A 20,709-nucleotide genomic window follows, 5' to 3' on the forward strand; every position below is an offset into this window, starting at 1 on the left:
TCGGGCAGGCCATACGGGGATGACACAAGCAAGAAGCCCAAGTTGAGTTGTGTCCTCCCCGGCGGACTGCCCACTCGGCAAGGCCGGGGACTGCCACCCGGCGAGGGTGGGGACTGCCACCCGGTGTGGCTGGAGGGCTGCCTGCTCGTCGGCTTCGCCGGAAGGTGCAGTGCGCGCGGAAGGGTGCTTCGCCTGTGCCTGTCTAGGCCTGCGTGGTGGCCTCGTCGACTGTGTCGTGGATGTGCATGAACTCGGCCAGCTCGGTGAGGCGGAACAGCTTCTGCACGGATGGTTGGAGCGAGGCCATGCGGAACTGGCCGCCGGCCGTGTCGAGGCGGCGGTGCCAGTCGAGCATCAGGGAGAGGCCCGTGGTGTCCATGAACGGCACGCCGCTGAGGTCCACCACCATCCGCTGTCCCGGAGTCTCCTCGAGGTGGTCGGAGAGCACGGGCACGGTGTCCGCGTCCAGCTCGCCCGTCACCGCGACGACCGTCCAGCCGCCGCGCACCTCACTGCGCACCTGCAAGTCCATCGCGTCCGCGCCTTCCCGCACGACGGGTGCCGTGCCGCTACAGATCGTGCAGCACGCGGCAAGTCGACGCGACCACTGGGTGGTCCAAGGGAGGAATGTGCGACGATGCGGTAACGGCCGATCAAGGGGAGCGGATTGTGCGCAACGAGCCAGCGACGCCGGTGGCCGTGACGCTGCCCGCGACCGCCGGCGCGTCCGCGCAGGCCCGACGCATCGTGGGCGAGGCGGTGGCGGCGTGGGGCGTGGCGCCCGACGTGGCCGAGGACGCCGCGCTGGTGGTCACGGAGATGGTGTCGAACGCGGTGGACCACGCCACGGGGCCTGTGGAGCTGAGCGTCAGCCGGACGCGGAGCGGCGGTGTGCGGATCGAGGTGTCCGACTCGTCCCCGACCCAACCGTCCCCTAGACCCATCGAGGTCGACTCGGCGAGAGGCAGGGGGCTGATCATCATCGCCGCCCTGAGCCGCGAGTGGGGCACCAGACCCACGGCGACCGGCAAGACGGTGTGGGCGGAACTGCCCTGAGAAAGACCTGGTCCCCGGCGGGGGCCGAGGACCAGGGGTGAGCGTGTGGCCGGTCAGGCCGTCTTCATGCCCTGCGTGCCCCACGGGGTGATCGTCAGGGTGTAGGTCGCGGTGCCGGTCTTGCCGTCTGCCGCGGTTGCCTTGATCGTCACCTGGTAGGTGCCGGGCGGGGTCTGGAAGTTCGTGGTCAGGAACACACCGCTGTTCCCGCCCTGCGGGATGGTGGTCGGGTTGAACTGCACCTGCGCGCCCGCCGGCTGGCCGGACGCCGACAGGACCAGGTTGCCCGTCCCTCCGGACGCGGTCACCGAGAACTGGGCGAAGAAGCCCTGCTGGACGGTGCCGGACGACGGCGACACGGCCACCTTCACGTCACCGACCGGAGGCGTGCCGTTCTCCACCGTCAGCGACAAAGTGGCGTTGGCGGTCTTCCCGGACGACGACGTCCCGGTCACCGTGACCGAATACGTGCCCGCGGGGGTCGTGGAAGCCGTCTCGACAGTCAACTTCGCGTTCGAACCCGTCTGCACCGACGACGGCTGGAACACCGCCTTCGCACCCGAAGGCAACCCCGACGCCGACAACGTCACCTGCTCCGGACCACCCGGACCAGCCACCGACGTCACCGTCGTGGACCCGTACTTGCCGGCCGCGACCTTCAGCGAAGCGGGCGAGACGCCCAGCGTGAAGTCGGACTGGGGAGTGCCGACCTCCTGCTTGACCCAGTCGCCCATCTCGTTGGTCAGCCGCCCGTACACGCTGTACCACTTGAAGTCGCTGCGACTCCACGACGCGACCCCGACGATCTTGCCGTCCACGATCAGCGGCCCACCGCTGTCACCGGGCAGGATGGTCACGCGGCCGTCCGAGTACCCGGCGCAGATCATGGTCGCCGACTTGAAGCCCGCGCCCACCCCCTGGCACTGGGTGTCGCCGTTGACGATCGGCAGGGTCGCCTTGTCCAGCGTGACGTCGCGCGAAGCGTCGTCGAAGTCCTTCTTGCCGTAGCCGAAGCCCAGGCCGCTCTTGCCGGGCACCGCCAGGCCCGAATCGGCCGAGGTCGCGAACTGGGCGTACTTGCCGCCGCGCACCGGGATGTCGTCGGCGACGGTCACCACCGCCACGTCGTAGCCCTGGTCGAAGTTCACGTACTTCGGGTGCTTCTTGTACTCGACGACCTTCGTGCGGAAGCCGCCCGCGACGTTGAGGTCGTCCAGGCCGTACAGGAAGCTCTTCTCGCCGGCGGCGTCGGCGCAGTGCGCGGCGGTGAGGACCTTGCGGGGCGCGACGACCGAGCCGGTGCACGACTGGCCCTGGGGGCGCGAGCCGCCCTCGCGCAGGCCGGCGATGATGGCGGGGAACTCGTCGACGGTGGCGTCCTGGCCGTTGTGGAACAACGCGCCGGCGTCCGATCGGGTGGGAACCGTGTCACCCTCGGGGGTGGCGGCCGGCGCGGTGCCCGCGGCGGAGGCTCCCGCCAGGGGCAGGAGCGGTAGCAGCATGGCCGCCGCGACGAGGGGCGCGAGGCCCCTGGGACGTGGTCGTTTCACTGTGCTTCCCTTCCAGGCGGACAACCACCCCGGCAGGGGTCGGGGCGGCAAGCCCACTGTCGGGTGACACCCGGGCGGGAACAATCAGGGACGTGATCCGTAGGGGTACGGCACTTATTCGCGGGTAACCCCTGGGTGGACGCAGTCGGTTCGGAAGGAGGACAGGTGTCCACCACCCAGGAGACCGGCCAGGTGACCGGTACCAAGGACAAGGACTACAACATCATCTGGTTCGTCGAGGCGTGCCTGAGCAACGCCCTGCGACTGGAGACCTACATCGCCGACGCCGAGCGCGCCGGTGACAGCGAATTGGCGGAGTTCTTCCGCCGGGCGCAGGGCGAGAGCCGCAAGGGCGCCGAGCAGGGCAAGCAACTGCTGGCGGCGCGGCTGTAACAGCGCACGCGTCAACGGGGCCGCCCGCTTGTCGGACGGCCCCGTTCGTCACGCTTCCTTCGCCGGAGTCGCGCCTGTTACGGCTGCTCGCCGAAGTTGCGCATGCCCTCCTTGGCCTTGTCTGCGCCCTGCTGGATCCGCTCGGAGTGCTGACCGCCGGTCTTCTCGTCCACGAAGCCGCCGGCCTTGTCGATGCCCTGCTCGGCCTTGTCGCCGTGCTGCCCGAGCGCGTCCTTGGCCTTGTCCTTCAGCTCGTCGAACTTGTCGCCGATGCCCATCGTGACACCCTCCTCGCTTGCCGCGAGTGTCCGGCGTGGACACTCCCGCGAAGGGCTACCCGCTCCCCGCCCCACCCCCACCGAGACTCACCCCATCGAGGGATGCGCGGAGGGGTGGCCAGGCACTAGACCGGCAGGAGGCGGAAGGAGCACGGTGACCGACCTCGCGGCCCTCTCGGCGGACTACTTCGCGGACCTGCTCGCGTTCGACCCGTTCGGCGCCACGGCGTTCGGCGTGCCCGGCCACGACGACGCGGTGCCCGACCCCAGCCGGGCGGCCGACGGGGCGCGCCTGGACCGGCTCGCCGGCTTCCGGGCCAGGCTGGACGCGCTCCCGCCGGGCACCGGGCCGCAGGACCCGGTCACCCGCCACATGCTGGACCGGCTGCTGACCGACCAGCGGGCCGAGCTGGCGGCGGGGTTCGGCGTGGGCGCGTTCGAGGTGGGCGTGACCGCCACGTTCGCCGGCCTCCAGAACGCGGTGTTCGCCACCGTGCCGACCGTCCGGCCGCGCGACGAGGAGGGCTTCGCGACCTACCTGCGGCGGCTGGCCGCCCTCGACGGCTACTTCGACGCCCTGAGCGCCCGCTACCAGCAGGCCGACCGCGAGGGCCGGCACTCGACCGCCACGGGCGTGCGGCAGGCCGTGCGGCAACTGCGCGCCTACCTGGCCTCGCCGCCCGGCGAGGACCCGTTCCTGCGGCCCGCCGCCGGTGACCCCGACCGGCTGGACCGGGTGGCGGCGGAGGTCACGCGGACCGTGCGGCCGGCCGTGGCCCGGTTCACCGACACCCTGGCCGGCCTCTCCGGGCGCGACGACGACCGCGTGGGCCTCTGCCACGTCCCCGGCGGCGAGGCGGCCTACGCGGCGGCCACCCGCTCGCACACCTCGACGTCGCTGAGCCCCGAACAGCTCCACCGGATCGGCTTGGACCAGCTGGAACGGCTGCGGGACGAGTTCGCCGCGCTGGGCGAGCGCGTGTTCGGCACGCACGACGTCACCGAGGTGCTGCGCCGGCTGCGCGAGGACGTCTCCCTGCGCTTCGACACCGCCGAGCAGATCGTGGACACCGCCACCACCGCCCTGCGCCGGGCGGAGGCCGCGCTGCCGGGCTGGTTCCACCCGTACGCGATCGCGCCGTGCGAGGTCGTGCCGATGCACGCGGTCGAGGCGGAGAACTCGACCCTCGCCTACTACCTGGCCGCCGCCGAAGACGGCTCCCGCCCCGGCGCGCACGTGGTGAACACGCACGACCCGCGATCCCGCCCGCGCTACGAGTACGAGGCGCTGGCGTTCCACGAGAGCGTGCCCGGCCACCACCTCCAGATCGCGCTCGCGCAGTCGCTGGACGACCTGCCGGCGTTCCGGCGCTTCACCTACGTGGCCGCGCACGCCGAGGGCTGGGGCCTGTACGCCGAGCGCCTGGCCGACGAGATGGGCCTGTACACCGACGACCTGGCCAGGATGGGCATGCTGTCGTTCGACGCGTGGCGCGCGTGCCGGCTGGTCGTGGACACCGGGATGCACCACTTCGGCTGGTCCCGCGACCGGGCGCTGGCGTTCCTGCGCGACGGCTCGGCGCTGTCGGAGGCCAACGTGCGCAACGAGGTCGACCGGTACATCGCGTGGCCCGGCCAGGCGACGGCGTACCTGGTGGGCCGCCTGCACGTCGAGGAGCTGCGCTCGCGCGCCCAGCGAACCCTGGGAGCGCGCTTCGACCTCCGCGACTTCCACCACCACGTGCTCACCAACGGCGCCGTACCCCTGGACACCCTGACGACCGTCGTCGACCGCTGGCTAGCGTCGCCGGATGGTCCCTGACATCGCGACCGAACTGGCCCGCCGACTCGGTCTCGGCGACGCGCCGCCCGACGCCGAGGTGGCGGCACGGGAGTCCGAACGGCTGGGTGACGTGGTGGTGCGGCCGGAGCACCTGGTGCTGTCGGCGGCGCCCGACCTGGAACGCGCGCGGGTCGTGCTCCAGGAGGTCATGGCCGACCGGGCGCACGCGCAGTACGCCGCGTTGCGGCCCGTGGCGGACCCCGGGACGGCGGTGCTGGTGGCGGGCGTGCCGGGGACGGGCAAGAGCACGCTCGCGGAAGCGGTGGCGCGGCACCTGCGCGCGCCCGTGTTCTCGATGGACTGGCAGCTCGGCGCGCTGGTGCCGTTCGGGGCGCTGCGCACCGACAACACCCAACCCCTGGCCGAGACCGTGATCACGGCCTCGGTGGCGCGGCAGCTCCAGCTCGGGCTGGACGTGGTCGTGGACGCCACCGGGCACCGGCGGGAGACGCGGCGGCGGTGGCGGGAGGTCACCGAAAACCTGGGCGGGACGTTCGTGGGCGTCGAGTGCGTGTGCTCGGACGAATCCGTGCAGCGGGCGCGGGTGGAGGGGCGGTCGCGGGGCATACCCGGGTGGCACGCCACGGTGTCGTGGGAGCACGTGCTGCGGATGAAGTCGCTGTGGGAGGACTGGGACGAGCCGCACCTGGTGCTGGACTCGGCCGTCGTCCCACCCGAAGAGGCAGTACGGCAGGTGATCGCCGCTCTCCGGTGACCGGGTGTTCAGCGGCCGGCGGCCCGAGCGAGCGCCCGCTGCACCTTCTGCCCGGCGTACGGGTCGCGCACGTGCAGCACCGAGCCGTCCACAAAGGACAACCGCACCACCGGCGGCTCGCCCAGGGTGTTGCCCACGAACACCGCGTCCAGGCCCGCCACCTGCCCGGCCGGGACCTCGGCGAAGGTCGTGAACACCGACGGCGGGTCGTGGGACAGCAGCTTCGTCGGGTACACCACCGCCACCCGCCGGTCGCTCGCCGCCAACCGCGCCTGGCCCCGGGAGTGGGCGAAGTGGTCGGCGAGGCGGACGGCCGTGTCGGACAGCTGCCGTGCCAGGACGAAGTAGCCGACCGTCCGGTCGTCCACCCAGTCCACGTCGGGCTGCGCGGTGACGTGCTCGGTCGGCAGCGGCCAGTGCTCCTTGCCCAGGTCCAGCTCCGGCCGCTCGCCGACCGCGCGGAACGGCACGTGCACCTCGGCCCCGACGCGGGCCGCCACCCACGCCTCGACCGGGGGCAGGCCCAGCAGCAGCCGCTCGCCCGGGGCCAGCCAGAACTGGGTCAGCTCGCGCTCGACGACCTCGTCGTCCACGCCGAACGGCCCGGTCATCGCGCGCCGTTCGTCAACTCGACCGCGCGGTGCACCATCTCCGGCTGCGGGAACACGAAATCCACCCCTGAACCATCCACAAAGGACACTCGAAGGCAGGGCTTGCCCTTGCGGTCCGAGGGCACCACGGCCGCGATCTGCCCGCGCGGGAACTCGTGCGCCTGCGCCATCTCCGGCACCGCCACCGGCTCGCCGGACTTGTTGCGCCCGTAGTCGTGGTAGCTGCCGGCGACGATCTTGGCCACGTCCACGCCGAAGTCGACCACGCTCTTGCCGAAGCTCATCGTCTTGCCCAGCAACGACTTCTCCGGCTCCGGCTCGGCCGCCGCCACGACCACCCGCGACACCACGAGCCGCTGCGAGGTGAGCGTCCACACCGTGCCCTGCCGCTGCCCCGGAGTGCCGACTGCGGGCACGGCCTGGTGCGCGAGGCACCCCGGGCCCGGCCCGAACACCAGGTGGTCGGCGACGGGCTTGCTGTTGCCCTCGCTGCTGGAATCGCCGCCGCCGAACACGAGCGAGCCCGCGAACTCCAGCGCGAACTCGCCGACGCCCCGCCCCATCGCGCGGGCACCCCGGCCGAGCAGCGACTTGCGGGGCTTGCCGACCTCGTCCAGGCCTTCCACGTCGAGGTAGAAGGCGCTGCGTGCGGTCGCCCACAGCAGGTGCTCGCCGGGGCGGCACACCCGGAGCCGGGACACCAGCCCGGCTCCGGGTGCGGCGCTGAAGTTGCTCATCGGGCTACTCGTACTCGAATCCGCGGTTCATGGCGTCCTGCCGGTCCTCGTCCGACGACGGGTCCTGCGCCTTGTTGTAGCCGTACTTGATGCCCTGCTCCATCGCCAGGCCCGGCGCGTTCTCCATGATGCCGTTGGTGACGGCGGTGGGCACGTGGGTGGTGCCGCTCAGACCCGCCATGCGCAGGCCGGCCTCGGCGAGGTTGGTGGTCAGCGCGTTGGCGCCGTCGCCGTCCACGCCGTAGCGGGCCGCGAACCGGTTGCCGGTCTTGGACGCCATCGTCGCGGCCTCCTCGACACCGTTCACCACCTGCGGCGACGCGTCGGCCTTGGTGACGATCTTGGCCAGCGGGTTGGCGTCGATCTGGCGGGCCAGCCACTTCTGCGCCATGTTGCCGTCGCGCAGCCCCTCGGCCTGCTCGACCAGCTTCTTCAGCGGACCCTTGCGCAGCTTCTGGAGCATGTCCTCCAGGCGCTTGATCAGCGGCATCAGCTTGCGCAGCAACTGGCTGACCTTCATGCCGAGCCGGCCGCCCGCGATGGACACCTGCGCGGTGGTCATCGCGCCCGCCGCGCCCAGCGAGCCGCCCGCGGTGATCCAGGACGCGGCGATCGCCGCCAGCCACTCGATGATGAGGCCCATCACGAGTTCCTGGAGGATGTCGATGCAGATCTCGACGAACGCGTCGAACAGGTCGGCCGCGATCTCCAGGATCTGCTGGACGTTGCGGATCTCGTTCGCGAAGGCCTTGGCGCCCTCGGCGAACTCGCCCATCTGCTGCCGGAACTTGTCGCCGGCCTGCCCCTTCCACGCCTCGGCGGTGGACTGGGCGCGGTTGCGCTCGTGCTCGCCGGCCTGGTCGAGCCACTCGGCGACCTTCGACCAGCCCTGCGCGGTGCTGCGCATCTGCTCGGGGTCGCCGATGGCCGGTTCCAGCACGAACTCCACGATCGGGCTGATCACCAGGCCGATCAGGAAGCCCAGGCCGTTGTCGATGAACGACTGGCCGGGGCTCATGACCAGCTGGAGCTGCTCCATGCGCGCGTTGACCGCGGCGATCGCGACGTCCGGCGGGCTGCTCGCGCGGGCGATGTCGCCGGACGTGCTCACCCAGGAGCTGCCGTACCCGGCGTGCTGCTCCAGGAACCCCTTGCTCTTGCTCGCGCCGGCGCTGTTGAGCCCACCGAGACCACCCGGGCCGCTCATGCCCTTGTCCAGGTCGCTGAACGCCGACCGGATGAGGTCTTCCACCTCGAGGTAGGTCTGCGCGGTCTGCTCGGCGCGCTCGGCGACGCCCTCCATGAAGGTCTTGGCCTTGTCGGCCATGTCCTGGCATTCCTGGAGGCTGTCGAAGTACTTGAACGCCATCAGCTCGCCCAGCGGGCCGAAGCAGTCGTCGGACACCCGCGCCTGCTCCAGCAGCGTGGCGAGCTGGCCGAAGTTGTCCGCGGCCTCCTGCGAGCCCCTGCTGTGCGCGAGCAGTGCGCCGCTGTCGACGTCGTAGCCGGTCACTTGTCCCCGTCCCCCGTCACCTCAAGATCGATCCGAAGCCCTCGTCGTCGTCTCCGACTTCCGGAGCGGGCGGTCGGTTCCGCGTGACCGGCGGTCCGCTCGTCCGGTTCTGCTGCCAACCCGGCTGCGGCGGCCCCGCGGGCGGCTGCGGCGGAGGCATCTGCGGTGGCTGTCGGGGCGGCATCTGCTGCGGGGCGTTCGGTGGGACGTTGGTCACCGGCTCCGGACCCAGCGGCTGGATCGGCGAGTGGGCGCTGAACGCTTCCTGGAACTGCGCGGCCTTGTCCCCGAGGACCGGGCCGACGGTGTCCTGCAACGCCTGCGCCGCGTTCTGCGTGGCCTGGCGGATGGTGCTCAGGATCTCCTGCTGGAGTTGGGTGTGGCTCATCCGCATGGCGTTGGGCGTGAGCTGCAACCCCAGCACCGCGCCGGACGGCGCCACGGTCACCACGACCGACCCGTCCCCGTTGCGCGCCTGCCCGCGCAGCTCGGCCAGCTTGTCCTTGATCTGGGCGACCTTGCCCGCCTGTTCCTGGAAGGAACGGATGGCGTCGTCCAGCCGTGCCCTGCGATCCGGCACTGTCGTCCCCCTGTCACCGCAGGCGTTGCTCCATCGGGGGGCAACCGTAGCAATGTCGTGCCGGCGGCGTGACCGGAACCGGGCGACCGCACCGACTAGCCTGTCCGGGTGAACGCCGTGGACCGGAAGCTCGCCGAGGACGTCCGCCGACACGGCTGGGGCGTGATCATGATCCCCGAGGACGACATCAGCGCGGGCTGGGCGTTCACCGCGGGCCTGTGGCACACGTTCCGCGTGCCCGAGGTCGCGATGTTCGGGCTGGACACGGCGGAGATGCACGCGATGCTCAACGCCGTCGGCGAGGAAGTGCGGGCCGGTCGCGCGCCCGCGGCCGGGGACCGCGTCGAGGGTGTCCTGGACGGCGGGTACCGGGTGTTGTTCGCCGACGTCCGCGAGGAGTGGCGGCCGGTGTTCTTCGGCACCGCCCTCCGCTTCTACCGCGACACCCCGGACGTGCCGTTCCTCCAGTGCCTGTGGCCGGACCGGGAGGGGCGCTTCCCCGGTGAGGAGGGGTTCCCCGACGACCTCGACGACCTCCAGCCGCGGCTGTGGCTCGACCGCGCGGACCACCCCGAAGGGCCGTGGACCGACCCGGAGGCGTGAATTCTCAACCAACTTCGTTCACCTGAAGTCAACCATTGCCAAACACCGACCCGTCGCGCTTGACTGGGGCACCAGTTGGTTGCTCCTGACAACCGGTGGAGGTGAGCGTGTTCAAGAAGATCGCGGTGGCGCTCGGCGTGCTCGCGGCGGTGCTCGTCGCGCCAATGCCCGCGGGCGCCGCGCTGCCCGTCGTGAACATGGAGGCCGTGCTCAAGGCGGCGCAGATCGATCCGCGGCGGGCCGACTCCGCCATCACGCCCGGCAGCGGCGAGAGCGTGCTCCAGGTCGAACGGGCACTCAGCGCCAAGGGCCTGCTGCCCTCCACCTACGTGGACGGCCACTTCGGCACCCGTACTGTTGACGCCTACGCCGCCTACCAGCGCTCCCTGGGCTACACGGGCCTCGACGCCTCTGGCTTCCCCGGACCGACGTCCATCCAGAAGCTCGGCGAGAACCGCTACACCGTCACGCGCCTGGTCTCGGCGGGCAGCCGCACGACCTACCACAGCGCCACCATGAACACCCGCACCAAGGCCATGCTGGTCGAGGCCGAGCGCCTGCTGGGGCGCACGCTCGGCATCACCCAGGGCTCCTACAACACCAGCAACCCCGGCTCGGCCGGCACCCACGACGGCGGCGGCGCGCTCGACATCTCCGTGTCCGGCATGACCTCCACGACCCGGACCACCGTGGCCCGCGTGTTGCGGCAGGTCGGGTTCGCGGCCTGGATCCGCACGCCCGCCCAGGGCTTCGACTACCACATCCACGCCATCGCCCTGGCCGACCCGGACCTGTCCACGGCCGCCCAGCACCAGGCCGGCGACTACTACCTGGGCTACAACGGCCTGGCCAACCGCGGTCCCGACGACGGGCCGGTGGTCACTCCCAAGGAGACTTGGGAGGAGTACCAGCGCTGATCGCCCGATCGGGGAAACGATCACGCGTGCGAACCTGTGCGGACCTCGCGAGCCCGCACCAGGAGACCCCCCATGCGAAGACTCCTCGCAGTACCGGCCGTCGTCGCCCTGCTCCTGGCGACGACGGCCGCCGCGTCCGCGTCCATCGTGGACCCGCGCAACGGCGGCCGGCCCTGCGACGCCACCCTGCACGCGCACGCCGACCGGCTCGCGGTCCGCGTGGCCGAACCCGAGCCGCACCAGACCGTGGACTTCGCGCTGTGGCCCCGGGACGACCCGCGCGACCGCACCGAACGCCCCGGCGTGCCGGTGGACCCGGCCGGCGGCGCGTGGACGTCGATGCCCGGCACGTTCTCCCACGGCCGCACCTACTCCTGGCACGCCCGGCTCAGCGACGGCCCCTGGTCCCCGCCGTGCCACTTCACGGTCGACACCACACCCCCACCCCACCCGACCGTGACCTCCCCCAACTACCCACCCGCCTCCTCCGGCCCCTCCCCCGCCGACCAACCGGGCATCTTCGTCCTCGACGGCGGCGGCGACCCGGACGTGGCCGGTTTCGAGTACGGCTTCGACGAGGAGTCCCCGGCCCCGGCCTGCGCGGTTCACGCCTGGGACGAACTGGTGTGCCCCGCGCCCTTCGACCAGCCCGGCACCGTCCGCGCCGATGCCGCAGGGCGGGCGGAGGTACGAGTCGAACCACCGGGAGGCTTCGCCCGGCTGTTCGTGCGCTCGCTGGACGCCGGTGGTCTGCGCTCGGAAGCGGTGGTCTACGAGTTCATCACGCAGTGAAGGGCGGGCGGTGGCCTTGTGAGCCGCCGCCCGCCGCCCGCACCGGACAGTTGGTCTAGAAGGTGATGGACCAGCTGTCGAGGGTGCCGGTGTCGTAGGAGTACACGTCGGTCACGCGCAGCTTCCACGTGCCGTTCTTGTTCTCCGACGACGTGTTCACGGTGAAGGTCTCGTGGACGCCCGCCGACGAACCCACACCACCGGCCTTGCGCAGCACAATCGCCGCACCCGAAGGACCGACCAGGTCAATGGACAGATCACCCGTGTACGAGTGGTTGATGTCCACCTTCACCGATGTCGAGGTGGTGCCGACGCCATCGCAGTTGGCTACCGCGATGGACGACGTGACCGCGGTGTTCGTGTCCGGAATGGCCACGTCGTCGGTGTTCGAGCCGCCAGAGCACGTCGGCGGGGTGCCGCCGCCGAAAGCGGTGGTGTACAACAGCTTGTTCGGCGAGCCGGTCCCAGGGTTCTTCACCACACCGCTGGTCGCGTTGTCCGCCAACGCCTTCAGCACGTCGGCCGGGGACGCGGACGGGTTCCCCGACAGGTACAGAGCAGCGCCGCCGGCCACGTGCGGGGACGCCATCGACGTGCCGCTCATGGTGGCGTTGCCGGTGTCGCTGGAGTGGCTCGCCGACGTGATGTTGTTGCCGGGCGCGAAGATGTCCACGCACGAGCCGTAGTTCGAGAACGACGCCCGGTTGTCCTGGTTGTCCGTCGCGCCGACCGCGATCACCTTGGTGTTGCGCGCGGGACCGGTGTTGCAGGCGTCGGCGGAGCTGTTGCCCGCCGCGACCACGAAGGTGATGCCCGCCGCGTTGAGACGTGCGATGGCCTCGTCGCCGATGCCCGCGGTGTCGAAGGTGAAGCTGCCGTTGACGACGGCCGGTTTGACGGCGTTGCGGGCGATCCACTCGATGCCCTCGACGCCGTCGGAGTCCGGCGCGCTGCCGCCGCAGCCCAGGATGCGCACCGCCACCAGCTTGGTCTTCTTGGCGACGCCCCACGTCTTGCCACCGATCGTGCCGGACACGTGGGTGCCGTGGCCGTTGCAGTCCTGGGCCTCCGGGTCCTCGTCCACGAAGTCGTAGCCGTAGGACGCCCGGCCTTCGAACTCGGTGTGGGACTTGCGGATTCCGGTGTCCAGGACGTACGTGGTCACGTTGGAGGCGGTGGTGTTGTAGGTGTACCTGGTGTCCAGCGGCAGGTTGCGCTGGTCCACCCGGTCGATGCCGTAGGTCGCGTTGGTCTGCGTGTCCGCGATCCGCGCGGTGCCGTCCTGGTAGACCCGCGCCACGGCCGGGTCGGCCGCGAGCCGCCGCGCCTGCCGGTCGGGCAGGTCGCGGACCAGGAAACCGCGCATGGCCACGGTGAACACCGACTTGAGCCGCCCGCCGTAGCGGCCGACGAGCGCCTCGGACTCGGACTGGATCTGCGCCTGGGTGCGCGGGACGTCCTTGAGGGACACCAGGAAGCTCCCGGCGAACGGGCGCTTGGCCGGGACGTAGTCGGCTTCGGCCTGTGCGGACGCCGGTGGCGCCAGGCCCAGCGCGGCCAGGGCGGCGATCGCCGTCGCGGCCGTCAGTCGTGCCTTCATCTTGCGGTTCCTCCCACGATCGCAGGGAAATCAGAAGGAGATGGACCAGCTGTCGAGGGTGCCGGTGTCGTAGGAGTAGACGTCGGTCACGCGCAGCTTCCACGTGCCGTTCTTGTTCTCCGACGACGTGTTCACGGAGAAGGTCTCGTGGACACCCGCCGACGAACCCACACCACCGGCCTTGCGCAGCACAATCACCGCACCGGACGGCCCAACCAGGTCGATAGCCAAGTCACCGGTGTACGAGTGGTTGATGTCCACCTTCACCGACGTGGAGGTGGTGCCGACGCCGTCGCAGTTCGACACCGCGATGGACGACGTGACCGCAGTGTTCGTGTCCGGAATGGCCACGTCGTCGGTGTTCGAGCCGCCGGAGCACGCGGGCGGGTTGCCGCCGCCGAGGAAACCGGTGTAGAGCAGCTTGTTCGGCGAGCCCGAGCCCGCGTTCTTCACGACGCCGGCGGTGGCGTTGTCGGTCAGGGCCTTGGACACCTGGGCCGGGGTGGCGGCGGTGTTGGCCGACAGGTACAGGGCCGCCGCGCCGGCCACGTGCGGGGTCGCCATCGACGTGCCGGAGATGGTGTTGGTGCTGCCGTTGTGCCACGTCGAGGTGATGCTCGTGCCCGGGGCGAAGATGTCCGTGCACGACCCGTAGTTGGAGAAAGTCGAGCGGGTGTCGGAACTGTCCGTGGCGTTGACCGTGATCGCCTCGGCGGTGCGGGCCGGCGAGGTGGAGCAGGCGTCCTTGTTGTCGTTGCCGGAGGCCACGGCGAAGGTGATCCCGGCGGCGACCGCGCGCCGCACCGCGTCGTCCACGGACGAGTCGGCCCCGCCGCCCAGGCTCATGTTGGCCACGGCCGGCTTGACCGCGTTCTTGGCCACCCAGTCGATGCCGCCGATGACCTGCGACCACGCGCCCTGGCCCTGGCAGTTCAGCACGCGCACGCCGACCAGCTTCACGGCCTTCGCGACCCCGTATGTGCCGCTGCCGATGGTGCCGGCGACGTGCGTGCCGTGGCCGTTGCAGTCCTGCGCGACCGAGTCGTTGTCGATGAAGTCGTAGCCGTCGACCGCGCGGCCCCCGAAGTCGCTGTGCGCCTTGTGGATGCCGGTGTCGACCACGTACGCGGTGACGTTGGACGCGGTGCCGGGGTAGTTGTACTTCTTGTCCAGCGGCAAGTTCTTCTGGTCCACCCGGTCCAGGCCCCACGTCGGGTTGTCCTGGGTGCCGGTGGCGGTGGCGATGCCGTCCTGCTCGACGTAGTCCACGGCCGGGTCGGCGGCCAGCCTGCGGGCCCGGGCCTCGGTGATCGAGACCGAGAAGCCCCGCAGGGCGGCGGTGTAGGTGAGCTTGAGCGTGCCGCCGTACGCGCGGGCCAGGTCGCTCGCCTTGTCCGGGGTGCGCTGCGCGTCGACGGCGCTGTCCTTGAGGACCACGATGTAGGCGCCCTCCACCGTGCCCGGCTGGTTCGCGCCGCGGATCGTGCCCTCGGGCGCGGCGGCGCCGTACCCGTAGCCGTACGTCAGCCCGGACAGGGTCAGCGCCGACGCCGCCAGGCAGGCGGTGACGACCCGGCGCCGGGTCGAGCGATCGTGTCGCATCGGGGGTTCTCCGTTCCACTCGGCCGCCCAGCAGGGGTTGAAGACGACAGACGGCCACGTGGAACCCACCTTCGGGCGACGCGGGAGCGTGAACAATCCGGGTAGTACTACGTAGGGCTACGCAAACTAAGCGTGGTTTCACCCGAAGTCGCCGTGGGCATCCCCCGGTACCTCGTCGAGCGGTTGGCGGTTGCGGAATGTCCGAAGGCGGGAGACAGCTCGGCGTGCTGGACGTGGGCTGTTTCAGCGCGCACCTGCTCGTGGTCGCCGACCACGGGCTCCGACCCGTGCTCGAGCACAAGGTCCGGCTGCGGCTGGACCAGGCCCTGGACGACGTGTCGCGGGTGCGCCGCAAGGGCGTGGAACAGGTGGTCGCGGCCGTGCGGGAGTCGCTGGAGGTCGCCGAGCGGGCCGGGGTGCGGCACATCGTGCCCTACGCCACCTCCGTGCTGCGGGACGCGCCCAACGCGCCCGAGGTGTTCGCCGAGATCGCGGCCGAGACCGGGGTGGCGCTGCACGTGCTGTCCGGCACCGAGGAGGCGCGGCTGTCCTACCTGGCGGCCCGGCGCTGGTTCGGCGCGGGTCCGCTGCTGGTGCTCGACATCGGCGGCGGCACAGTCGAGGTCGCGGCCGGTGACGGTGGGGAGCCGGCGGTCGTGGGGTCCCTGCCGTACGGGGCGCGGGCGCTGACCCGTCGGCCGGTGCCGATGAAGGTCGTCCGCCGGCAGGTGCGCGACCTGCTCGGGGACGTGCGCGAGCACCGGGCGGTCGGGTGCTCGAAGGTGTTCCAGCAGCTCGCGCGGCTCGTCGGGGCGCGCCCGCAGCGGGACGGCGTGGCGGTGCCGCGCGCACTGAACGTGACCGACCTCCGGCACTGGATACCGCGCCTGGCGTCGATGCCGCCCGCCAAGCGCGCCGCCCTGCCCGGCATCTCCCGGCACCGCGCTGAGCAGGCGCACGCCGGGGCGGTGGTCGCCGAGACGCTGATGCGGGCGACCGGGCACGACGAGGTGGTGATCTGCCCGTGGTCGAGCCGGGAGGGGCTGCTGCTCACCCTCCTGGACGACGCGGGCGTCGGTGGTGCTTGTCGGGTGGCGTGAGCCCGGTGGTGTGAGCCGGGCGGCGCGACGTGCTCCGCGGTGTGGAGCGGACTGGGTGTGCGGCGGACCGGGCGGTTGGGGAAAGGACTGGCGGGGGATGCTGGCGTTGTCGGTCGAGGCCCACCGGACCGGGTGCGCGGTGGTGGTGGCGACCGGGGAGTTGGACCTGGCGGGCGCCCGCCGCGTGCTGGACAAGCTGGACCGGCTGGTGACCGAGGGGCGGGACCGGATCGTCCTGGACATGTCCGGGGTGGCGTTCTGCGGTGCGCAGGCGATGAGCGCGCTGGTGCGGACCAGGGCACGGGCGCAGCGCGCGGGCGGGTGGCTGCGGCTGGCCGCCGTGCCGCCGCACGTACGGCGCGTGTTCGGCAAGACCGACCTGGACCGGCTGTTCCCCCACTTCCCCGACGTGGCCGCGGCGGTGGCCGGCCGGGTGGTGCCCGAACAGCGCACCGCGTCCTCAAGCGGCGACGCCTCCCGCAGTGACGACTCTCCTGGCGACAGCTCTCCTGGCGACGGCTCCCGTGGCGACGGCTCCCCCGGCGGCGATTTCCCCGGCGGTGGCGACGGTTCCGCTCGCGACAGTTCCGCTCGCGACAGTTCCGCTCGCGACGGTTCGGCATACCGGCGGCGTGAGCCGGGTAACCCGACCGGGTGACCACGCACAGACGCGACATCCCGGCACTGCCCGACCTGGTGTTCGCGGCGGCCGTGGAACCCCAGCGGCTCGCCGAGTGGCTGCCACCGCCGCTGGACGTGGTCGGGCTGGCCGACGACATCCTCATCCTGCGCCACCAGGGCCGCCTCACCCAGGTGCGGCTGTCCGCCGACCTCGACCACCTGCGCCTGGCGTGGGAGTTCCTCGCCGACCCCACCCGCCGCGGCAGCCTCACCGTCAGCCCCCTGGGCGCGGGCCGCAGCGTCGCGGAGCTGGAGGTCGAGCCGGACGACCCCGAGTTCGCCGAACGCCTGCTCGACGCGCTGGCCAAGGAAGTCGAAGTCGCTTTCACCGCCCGTTAAAGGAGTTGAGGTCGGCTCCGCCGCGGGCCGATCATCCCGACGTGCACCTGCGCCCCGCCCGTCCCGACGAGCTGCCCCTCCTCCAGGCGATCGAGATCGCCTCCGGGGAGCCGTTCCGCGCCATCGGCATGCCCGAGATCGCCGACGACGACCCGATGCCGCTGGAGGCCCTGCGGCACGCCCACGTGTGGGTCGCCGCCGATCCCGAGCCGGTCGCCTGGGTCGCCGCCGTGGAGGTCGACGGCCGCGCGCACGTCGAGCAGATCAGCGTCCACCCCGACGCCGCCCGGCGCGGCATCGGCGCCGCCCTGCTCGACCACGTGGAGACGTGGGCCACAGGGCGCGGGCTGGCCGGGCTGACGCTCACGACGTTCCGGGAGGTGCCGTGGAACGCCCCGTACTACGAGCGCTTGGGCTTTCGGGAGGTCACGGCGTTGTCGCCGGGCCTGGCGGAGGTCGTCGCGGCCGAGGCGGCGCGGGGCCTGGACCCGGCGACGCGGGTGTGCCTGGAGCGGGGGCCGCGCGGCGGGGTTTGAGGGAGGAGCCGAACGGGCAGACCTCCCACCGCACCCGTTCGGAGGTTCACCCAGTGGTCGATTTCGTGCACGAGGCACTGCTCTACCGCGACGCGGAGCAGTTCCTCACCGGCACGGTGCCGTTCGTCCGCGACGGCCTCGCGGCGGGTCAGCCGGTCCTGGTCGCCGTGCCGCAGCACAACATCGACCTCCTGCGGGAGGCCTTGAACGGTTCCGCCGACCAGGTCGAGTTCCTGGACATGCGCACCGCCGGCCGCAACCCGGGCCGCATCCTCCCCGGCGTCCTCACCGCGTTCACCGACACCGCCCGCGGCGACCCGGTCCGCATCGTCGGCGAACCGGTCTGGGCGGGCCGCACGGCGTTGGAGTACCCGGCCTGCGTCCAGCACGAGGCCCTGGTCAACACCGCCTTCGAGGACCGCCCGGCGTGGATCCTGTGCCCGTACGACGCGAGCACGCTGGCCCCGGACGTCCTGGGCGACGCCGAAGCCACCCACCCGTCAGTGCTGGACGGTGCGCGGCGACGACCCAGCCACGGCTACCGCGAACCCTTCCTCACGGCAGAGGACTTCAACCTGCCACTCCCGCCCGCTCCCGCCACCGCCGTGGCCCGCCGGTTCGACGTGGACTCCCTGGTGGAGGCCCGGCAGCTGGTCGCCGCGTACGCGGTGGAGGCCGGGTTGACCGCGGACCGGGTGGAGGACCTGGTGCTGGCGGTCAACGAGCTGGCGACGAACAGCGTGGTCCACGGTGGCGGTCGGGGGACGTTGCTGCTGTGGCGCGAGGGTTCGGCCGTGGTGTGCGAGGTGCGGGACCGGGGGCGGCTGGACAACCCGATGGTGGGGCGGGGGAATCCCGGGCCGATGTCGCGCGGCGGGTTCGGGGTGATGCTGGTGAACCTGCTGTGCGACCTGGTCCGACTGCACACCCGGACCGACGGGACGACGATCCGGGTCTACCTGGGCTGACTCTCCGCGATCACTCGATCGGGCGGGGATGTGCCGGGCATGTCACGGGGGCGCCACGTGCACGTCACCCTGGGCTGGTTGCCTGGGTGTTCCCGACGCGCGAGGTCCCGTATGAGCCAGTTGAGTTCGTTGGACGTCGCGTTCCTCTGCATGGAGGACGCGAGCAACCCCATGCACCTCGGCGCGGTCGCCACCTTCTCGCCGCGCAACCCCGTGCACCCCGCGCGCATCGTGGCCCTGTTGTGTGAACGTGCGCTTGAGGTGTCCGCCTTGCGGCGGCGGGTCCGGTTTTCCTGGCTTCCGCCCGGTGGTGCTTCCTGGGTGGACGATCCTTCCTTCGCCGTCGAGGACCACGTCGTCGGGCACCACCTGCGGGGACGGCAGGGGTTCGCCGAGTTGGTGTCGCACCTGATGGCCCAGCCGCTCGACCTCGACCGGCCGCCGTGGGAGGTGCATGTCGTCACCGGTCTTCCGGGCGGCAGGTTCGCGGTGGTGGTGAAGATGCACCACGCGCTGTGCGACGGCATGAAGGCCGTGGGCTTGGGGCTTCGGCTGCTGGACGGGTTCGAGCACGTGTCGGACGTGGGTGTGCCGGCGCAGCGGACCGGGGTGGTCGACGGGGTCAAGGGGTTGGTGCGGGCCGCGGGGATCGCGTCCGATGTGGTGCGCAGTGCTCGGCCGCCGGCGCGGAGGTCGCCGGTGGTGTCGCTGGCGTCCCGGCGTCGGCAGGTGGTGATGGCTCGGCTCGGTGTGGAGGAGGTGCACCGGGTTCGGCGGGTGTACGGCGGGACGGTCAACGACGTCATGGTGGCGTTGGTGACCGGCGCGTTGCGGCAGTGGCTCGTGGCGCACGGGTGCGCGGACGAGGGCAGCACGTTGCGGGCGCTGGTGCCGGTGGCCCGGCGTGGTTCCGGTGGCGCGGGGAACCGGATCTCCGGGTACCTGTGCGAGTTGCCCGTGGGCGAGGCCGATCCGCAGGAGCGGCTGCGGCTGGTGCGGGAGGACATGGAGAGGCACAAGGCGGCCGGGACGGACCGGGGCGCCGGTGCGTTGCCGTTGCTGGCCGAGCGGATCCCGTCGGTGGTGCACCGGATCGCCGCGCCGATCGCCGGGAAGTGCGCGCCCCTGCTGTTCGACGCCCTGGTGACGAGCGTGCCGCTGCCTGCGGTCCCGCTCCACCTGGACGGGGCGGAGCTGCGCGAGGTGTACCCGGTGCCGCCGGTCGCGGCCGGGCACGCGGTGGGGGTGGCAGTGTCGTCCTACCGGTCCGGCGTGCACGTGTGCCTGCACACCGACCAGCCGTGGATGGCCGAGTCGCGCTGGTTGCAGCAGGCGCTGCGCACCGAACTGGCCGCACTGCACCGCCGGGTCCCGGCACAATCGCGAAGGTGACCTCAGCTCTCGTGCTCGCCCACGGCGCCGGCGGCTCCGTACGCGCGAACTTCAGCCCGGTGATCCCCGTCCTGTCCCGCTCACGCCGGGTGTTCTCGGTGGACTACCCCGGTTCCGGCACCACACCCCGCGCCACCGGCCCGCTGTCACTGGACGACCTGGCCGACCGGGTCGTGGCCAGCGCCGGCGACACGCCGACGTTCGCCGTCCTGGGTTACTCGCTGGGTTGCGCGGTCGCCGTGCGGGCCGCGGTGCGGCATTCCGAACGCGTGACCGGGCTGGTCCTGACCTCCGGGTTCGTGAAGGCAGACGACGAGACGCGAGCGCGCACCGCCAAGTGGCGGCGGCTGCTGGGCGGCGATCCGCTGAAACTGGCGCGGTACCAGTTGTCGCTGGTGGTGGGCGAGCCGTTCGAGCGTGCGATGCCCGCCGAGCAGCGGGAGGGGATGCTGGAACTGATGGCGCTGACCGTGCCGCCGGGCACCGACGAGCAGATCGACCTGGTGGAACGGGTGGACCTGTCCGGGGACGTGGGCCGGGTGAACGTCCCCACGCTGGTCATCGGCACCAAGCACGACCGGCTGATCTCACCGTCCTCGACGCGGGCGCTGGCCGACGCGATCCCGGGCGCGCGGTGGGCCGAACTGGACAGCGGCCACGCGCCGGCGCTGGAGGCCCCGACCGGGTGGACCCGGTTGATCGAGGACTTCCTGGGCTAGACGAGCAATGCGTAGCTCGGTCACTGGTCGTGGGCGGCGAGGGATCAGGTGACCGTGCTTTGACGGTGCTTTTCCGCCGAAGGCGCGCCGCTTTTCGCCGAAGGCGGTACGCCCGAAGGGCGGGGAGCTCTTGCGTTCCGCCAAGCGGCAGCGACCACGGGAAGGGCCTCGGTTTCTTTCCCCG

Annotated in this window: 23 protein-coding genes; 14 read left to right on the forward strand and 9 right to left on the reverse strand. The window is 71.7% G+C overall.

The features are described 5' to 3' along the window. Positions 1 to 202: 202 nt before the first annotated feature. Complete coding sequence (locus WBN91_RS32910; protein ID WP_337729429.1) at positions 203 to 553, reverse strand: STAS domain-containing protein; 351 nt, start codon at positions 551 to 553, stop codon at positions 203 to 205. Between the two features lie 116 nt (positions 554 to 669). Between WBN91_RS32910 and WBN91_RS32915 the strand changes: the two genes are divergently transcribed. Then, complete coding sequence (locus tag WBN91_RS32915) at positions 670 to 1,056, forward strand: ATP-binding protein (protein WP_337728198.1); 387 nt, start codon at positions 670 to 672, stop codon at positions 1,054 to 1,056. Positions 1,057 to 1,109: 53 nt separating this feature from the next. Here the strand turns inward: WBN91_RS32915 and WBN91_RS32920 are convergent, their stop codons facing one another. Next, positions 1,110 to 2,606, reverse strand: a complete 1,497-nt coding sequence (locus WBN91_RS32920) for a trypsin-like serine protease (protein WP_337728199.1) — start codon at positions 2,604 to 2,606, stop codon at positions 1,110 to 1,112. Positions 2,607 to 2,771: 165 nt separating this feature from the next. Between WBN91_RS32920 and WBN91_RS32925 the strand changes: the two genes are divergently transcribed. Next, positions 2,772 to 2,999 (forward strand): hypothetical protein, encoded by a 228-nt coding sequence (locus WBN91_RS32925; RefSeq protein WP_121228201.1) that lies wholly within the window; start codon positions 2,772 to 2,774, stop codon positions 2,997 to 2,999. 77 nt (positions 3,000 to 3,076) lie between these two features. Here the strand turns inward: WBN91_RS32925 and WBN91_RS32930 are convergent, their stop codons facing one another. Continuing rightward, positions 3,077 to 3,277: an antitoxin gene (locus WBN91_RS32930; RefSeq protein ID WP_337728200.1), complete on the reverse strand. Its 201-nt coding sequence runs from the start codon at positions 3,275 to 3,277 to the stop codon at positions 3,077 to 3,079. A 154-nt stretch (positions 3,278 to 3,431) separates the two neighbouring features. Between WBN91_RS32930 and WBN91_RS32935 the strand changes: the two genes are divergently transcribed. Then, positions 3,432 to 5,099, forward strand: a complete 1,668-nt coding sequence (locus WBN91_RS32935; protein ID WP_337728201.1) for a DUF885 domain-containing protein — start codon at positions 3,432 to 3,434, stop codon at positions 5,097 to 5,099. Further along, positions 5,089 to 5,835, forward strand: a complete 747-nt coding sequence (locus WBN91_RS32940; RefSeq protein ID WP_337728202.1) for an AAA family ATPase — start codon at positions 5,089 to 5,091, stop codon at positions 5,833 to 5,835. The genes WBN91_RS32935 and WBN91_RS32940 overlap by 11 nt, the downstream gene beginning before the upstream one ends. Before the next feature lie 8 nt (positions 5,836 to 5,843). Here WBN91_RS32940 and WBN91_RS32945 read toward each other — a convergent pair whose 3' ends face one another. Genes WBN91_RS32945 through WBN91_RS32960 form a run of 4 tightly spaced genes read right to left on the reverse strand, consistent with a single transcriptional unit; the run spans position 5,844 to position 9,276 of the window. Further along, positions 5,844 to 6,446, reverse strand: a complete 603-nt coding sequence (locus tag WBN91_RS32945; protein WP_337728203.1) for a hypothetical protein — start codon at positions 6,444 to 6,446, stop codon at positions 5,844 to 5,846. Continuing rightward, positions 6,443 to 7,183 (reverse strand): hypothetical protein, encoded by a 741-nt coding sequence (locus tag WBN91_RS32950; protein WP_337728204.1) that lies wholly within the window; start codon positions 7,181 to 7,183, stop codon positions 6,443 to 6,445. The genes WBN91_RS32945 and WBN91_RS32950 overlap by 4 nt, the downstream gene beginning before the upstream one ends. 4 nt (positions 7,184 to 7,187) lie before the next feature. Then, positions 7,188 to 8,696: a WXG100 family type VII secretion target gene (locus WBN91_RS32955; RefSeq protein ID WP_337728205.1), complete on the reverse strand. Its 1,509-nt coding sequence runs from the start codon at positions 8,694 to 8,696 to the stop codon at positions 7,188 to 7,190. A gap of 16 nt (positions 8,697 to 8,712) precedes the next feature. Then, positions 8,713 to 9,276, reverse strand: a complete 564-nt coding sequence (locus tag WBN91_RS32960; RefSeq protein ID WP_337728206.1) for a YbaB/EbfC family nucleoid-associated protein — start codon at positions 9,274 to 9,276, stop codon at positions 8,713 to 8,715. A 108-nt stretch (positions 9,277 to 9,384) separates the two neighbouring features. Between WBN91_RS32960 and WBN91_RS32965 the strand changes: the two genes are divergently transcribed. The 3 genes from WBN91_RS32965 (at position 9,385) to WBN91_RS32975 (ending at position 11,588) form a co-directional block, all read left to right on the forward strand. Beyond that, positions 9,385 to 9,879, forward strand: coding sequence for a DUF4262 domain-containing protein (locus tag WBN91_RS32965; protein ID WP_337728207.1), 495 nt, complete (start codon positions 9,385 to 9,387; stop codon positions 9,877 to 9,879). A gap of 107 nt (positions 9,880 to 9,986) precedes the next feature. Next, on the forward strand, positions 9,987 to 10,796 hold the full coding sequence (locus WBN91_RS32970; RefSeq protein WP_443217841.1) for a peptidoglycan-binding domain-containing protein: 810 nt from the start codon (positions 9,987 to 9,989) through the stop codon (positions 10,794 to 10,796). A 72-nt stretch (positions 10,797 to 10,868) separates the two neighbouring features. After that, positions 10,869 to 11,588 carry a hypothetical protein gene (locus WBN91_RS32975; protein WP_337728208.1) on the forward strand — a complete coding sequence of 240 codons (720 nt, stop codon included), beginning with the start codon at positions 10,869 to 10,871 and terminating at the stop codon, positions 11,586 to 11,588. A 55-nt stretch (positions 11,589 to 11,643) separates the two neighbouring features. On the opposite strand, the gene WBN91_RS32980 is transcribed toward WBN91_RS32975, so the two are convergent. Further along, entirely contained in the window at positions 11,644 to 13,188 is a 1,545-nt protein-coding gene (locus WBN91_RS32980) for a S8 family serine peptidase (RefSeq protein ID WP_337728209.1), read from the reverse strand. Positions 13,189 to 13,218: 30 nt separating this feature from the next. Then, the gene (locus WBN91_RS32985) at positions 13,219 to 14,790 is read right to left on the reverse strand and encodes a S8 family peptidase (protein WP_337728210.1); all 1,572 of its coding nucleotides are present in this window, start codon (positions 14,788 to 14,790) and stop codon (positions 13,219 to 13,221) included. A 197-nt stretch (positions 14,791 to 14,987) separates the two neighbouring features. Here WBN91_RS32985 and WBN91_RS32990 point away from each other — a divergent pair, with 197 nt between their 5' ends. The 7 genes from WBN91_RS32990 to WBN91_RS33020 all read left to right on the forward strand — a co-directional run bounded on the left by WBN91_RS32990 (position 14,988) and on the right by WBN91_RS33020 (position 20,525). Next, on the forward strand, positions 14,988 to 15,890 hold the full coding sequence (locus tag WBN91_RS32990) for a Ppx/GppA phosphatase family protein (protein WP_337728211.1): 903 nt from the start codon (positions 14,988 to 14,990) through the stop codon (positions 15,888 to 15,890). Positions 15,891 to 15,987: 97 nt separating this feature from the next. Then, on the forward strand, positions 15,988 to 16,548 hold the full coding sequence (locus WBN91_RS32995; RefSeq protein ID WP_337728212.1) for an STAS domain-containing protein: 561 nt from the start codon (positions 15,988 to 15,990) through the stop codon (positions 16,546 to 16,548). After that, a complete protein-coding gene (locus tag WBN91_RS33000; protein WP_337728213.1) occupies positions 16,545 to 16,910 on the forward strand; it encodes an SRPBCC family protein in 366 nt (121 codons plus the stop codon). Before WBN91_RS32995 ends, WBN91_RS33000 begins: the two co-directional genes overlap by 4 nt. Before the next feature lie 41 nt (positions 16,911 to 16,951). Next, positions 16,952 to 17,446: a GNAT family N-acetyltransferase gene (locus tag WBN91_RS33005; RefSeq protein WP_337728214.1), complete on the forward strand. Its 495-nt coding sequence runs from the start codon at positions 16,952 to 16,954 to the stop codon at positions 17,444 to 17,446. Between the two features lie 53 nt (positions 17,447 to 17,499). After that, positions 17,500 to 18,414, forward strand: coding sequence for a sensor histidine kinase (locus WBN91_RS33010; RefSeq protein WP_337728215.1), 915 nt, complete (start codon positions 17,500 to 17,502; stop codon positions 18,412 to 18,414). Between the two features lie 111 nt (positions 18,415 to 18,525). Continuing rightward, on the forward strand, positions 18,526 to 19,806 hold the full coding sequence (locus WBN91_RS33015) for a wax ester/triacylglycerol synthase family O-acyltransferase (RefSeq protein ID WP_337728216.1): 1,281 nt from the start codon (positions 18,526 to 18,528) through the stop codon (positions 19,804 to 19,806). Beyond that, on the forward strand, positions 19,803 to 20,525 hold the full coding sequence (locus WBN91_RS33020; protein ID WP_337728217.1) for an alpha/beta fold hydrolase: 723 nt from the start codon (positions 19,803 to 19,805) through the stop codon (positions 20,523 to 20,525). Before WBN91_RS33015 ends, WBN91_RS33020 begins: the two co-directional genes overlap by 4 nt. Positions 20,526 to 20,709 lie beyond the last annotated feature (184 nt).

The sequence above is a fragment of the Saccharothrix sp. CCNWYY140 genome (assembly GCF_037401995.1).
Taxonomy (GTDB): Bacteria; Actinomycetota; Actinomycetes; order Mycobacteriales; family Pseudonocardiaceae; genus Actinosynnema.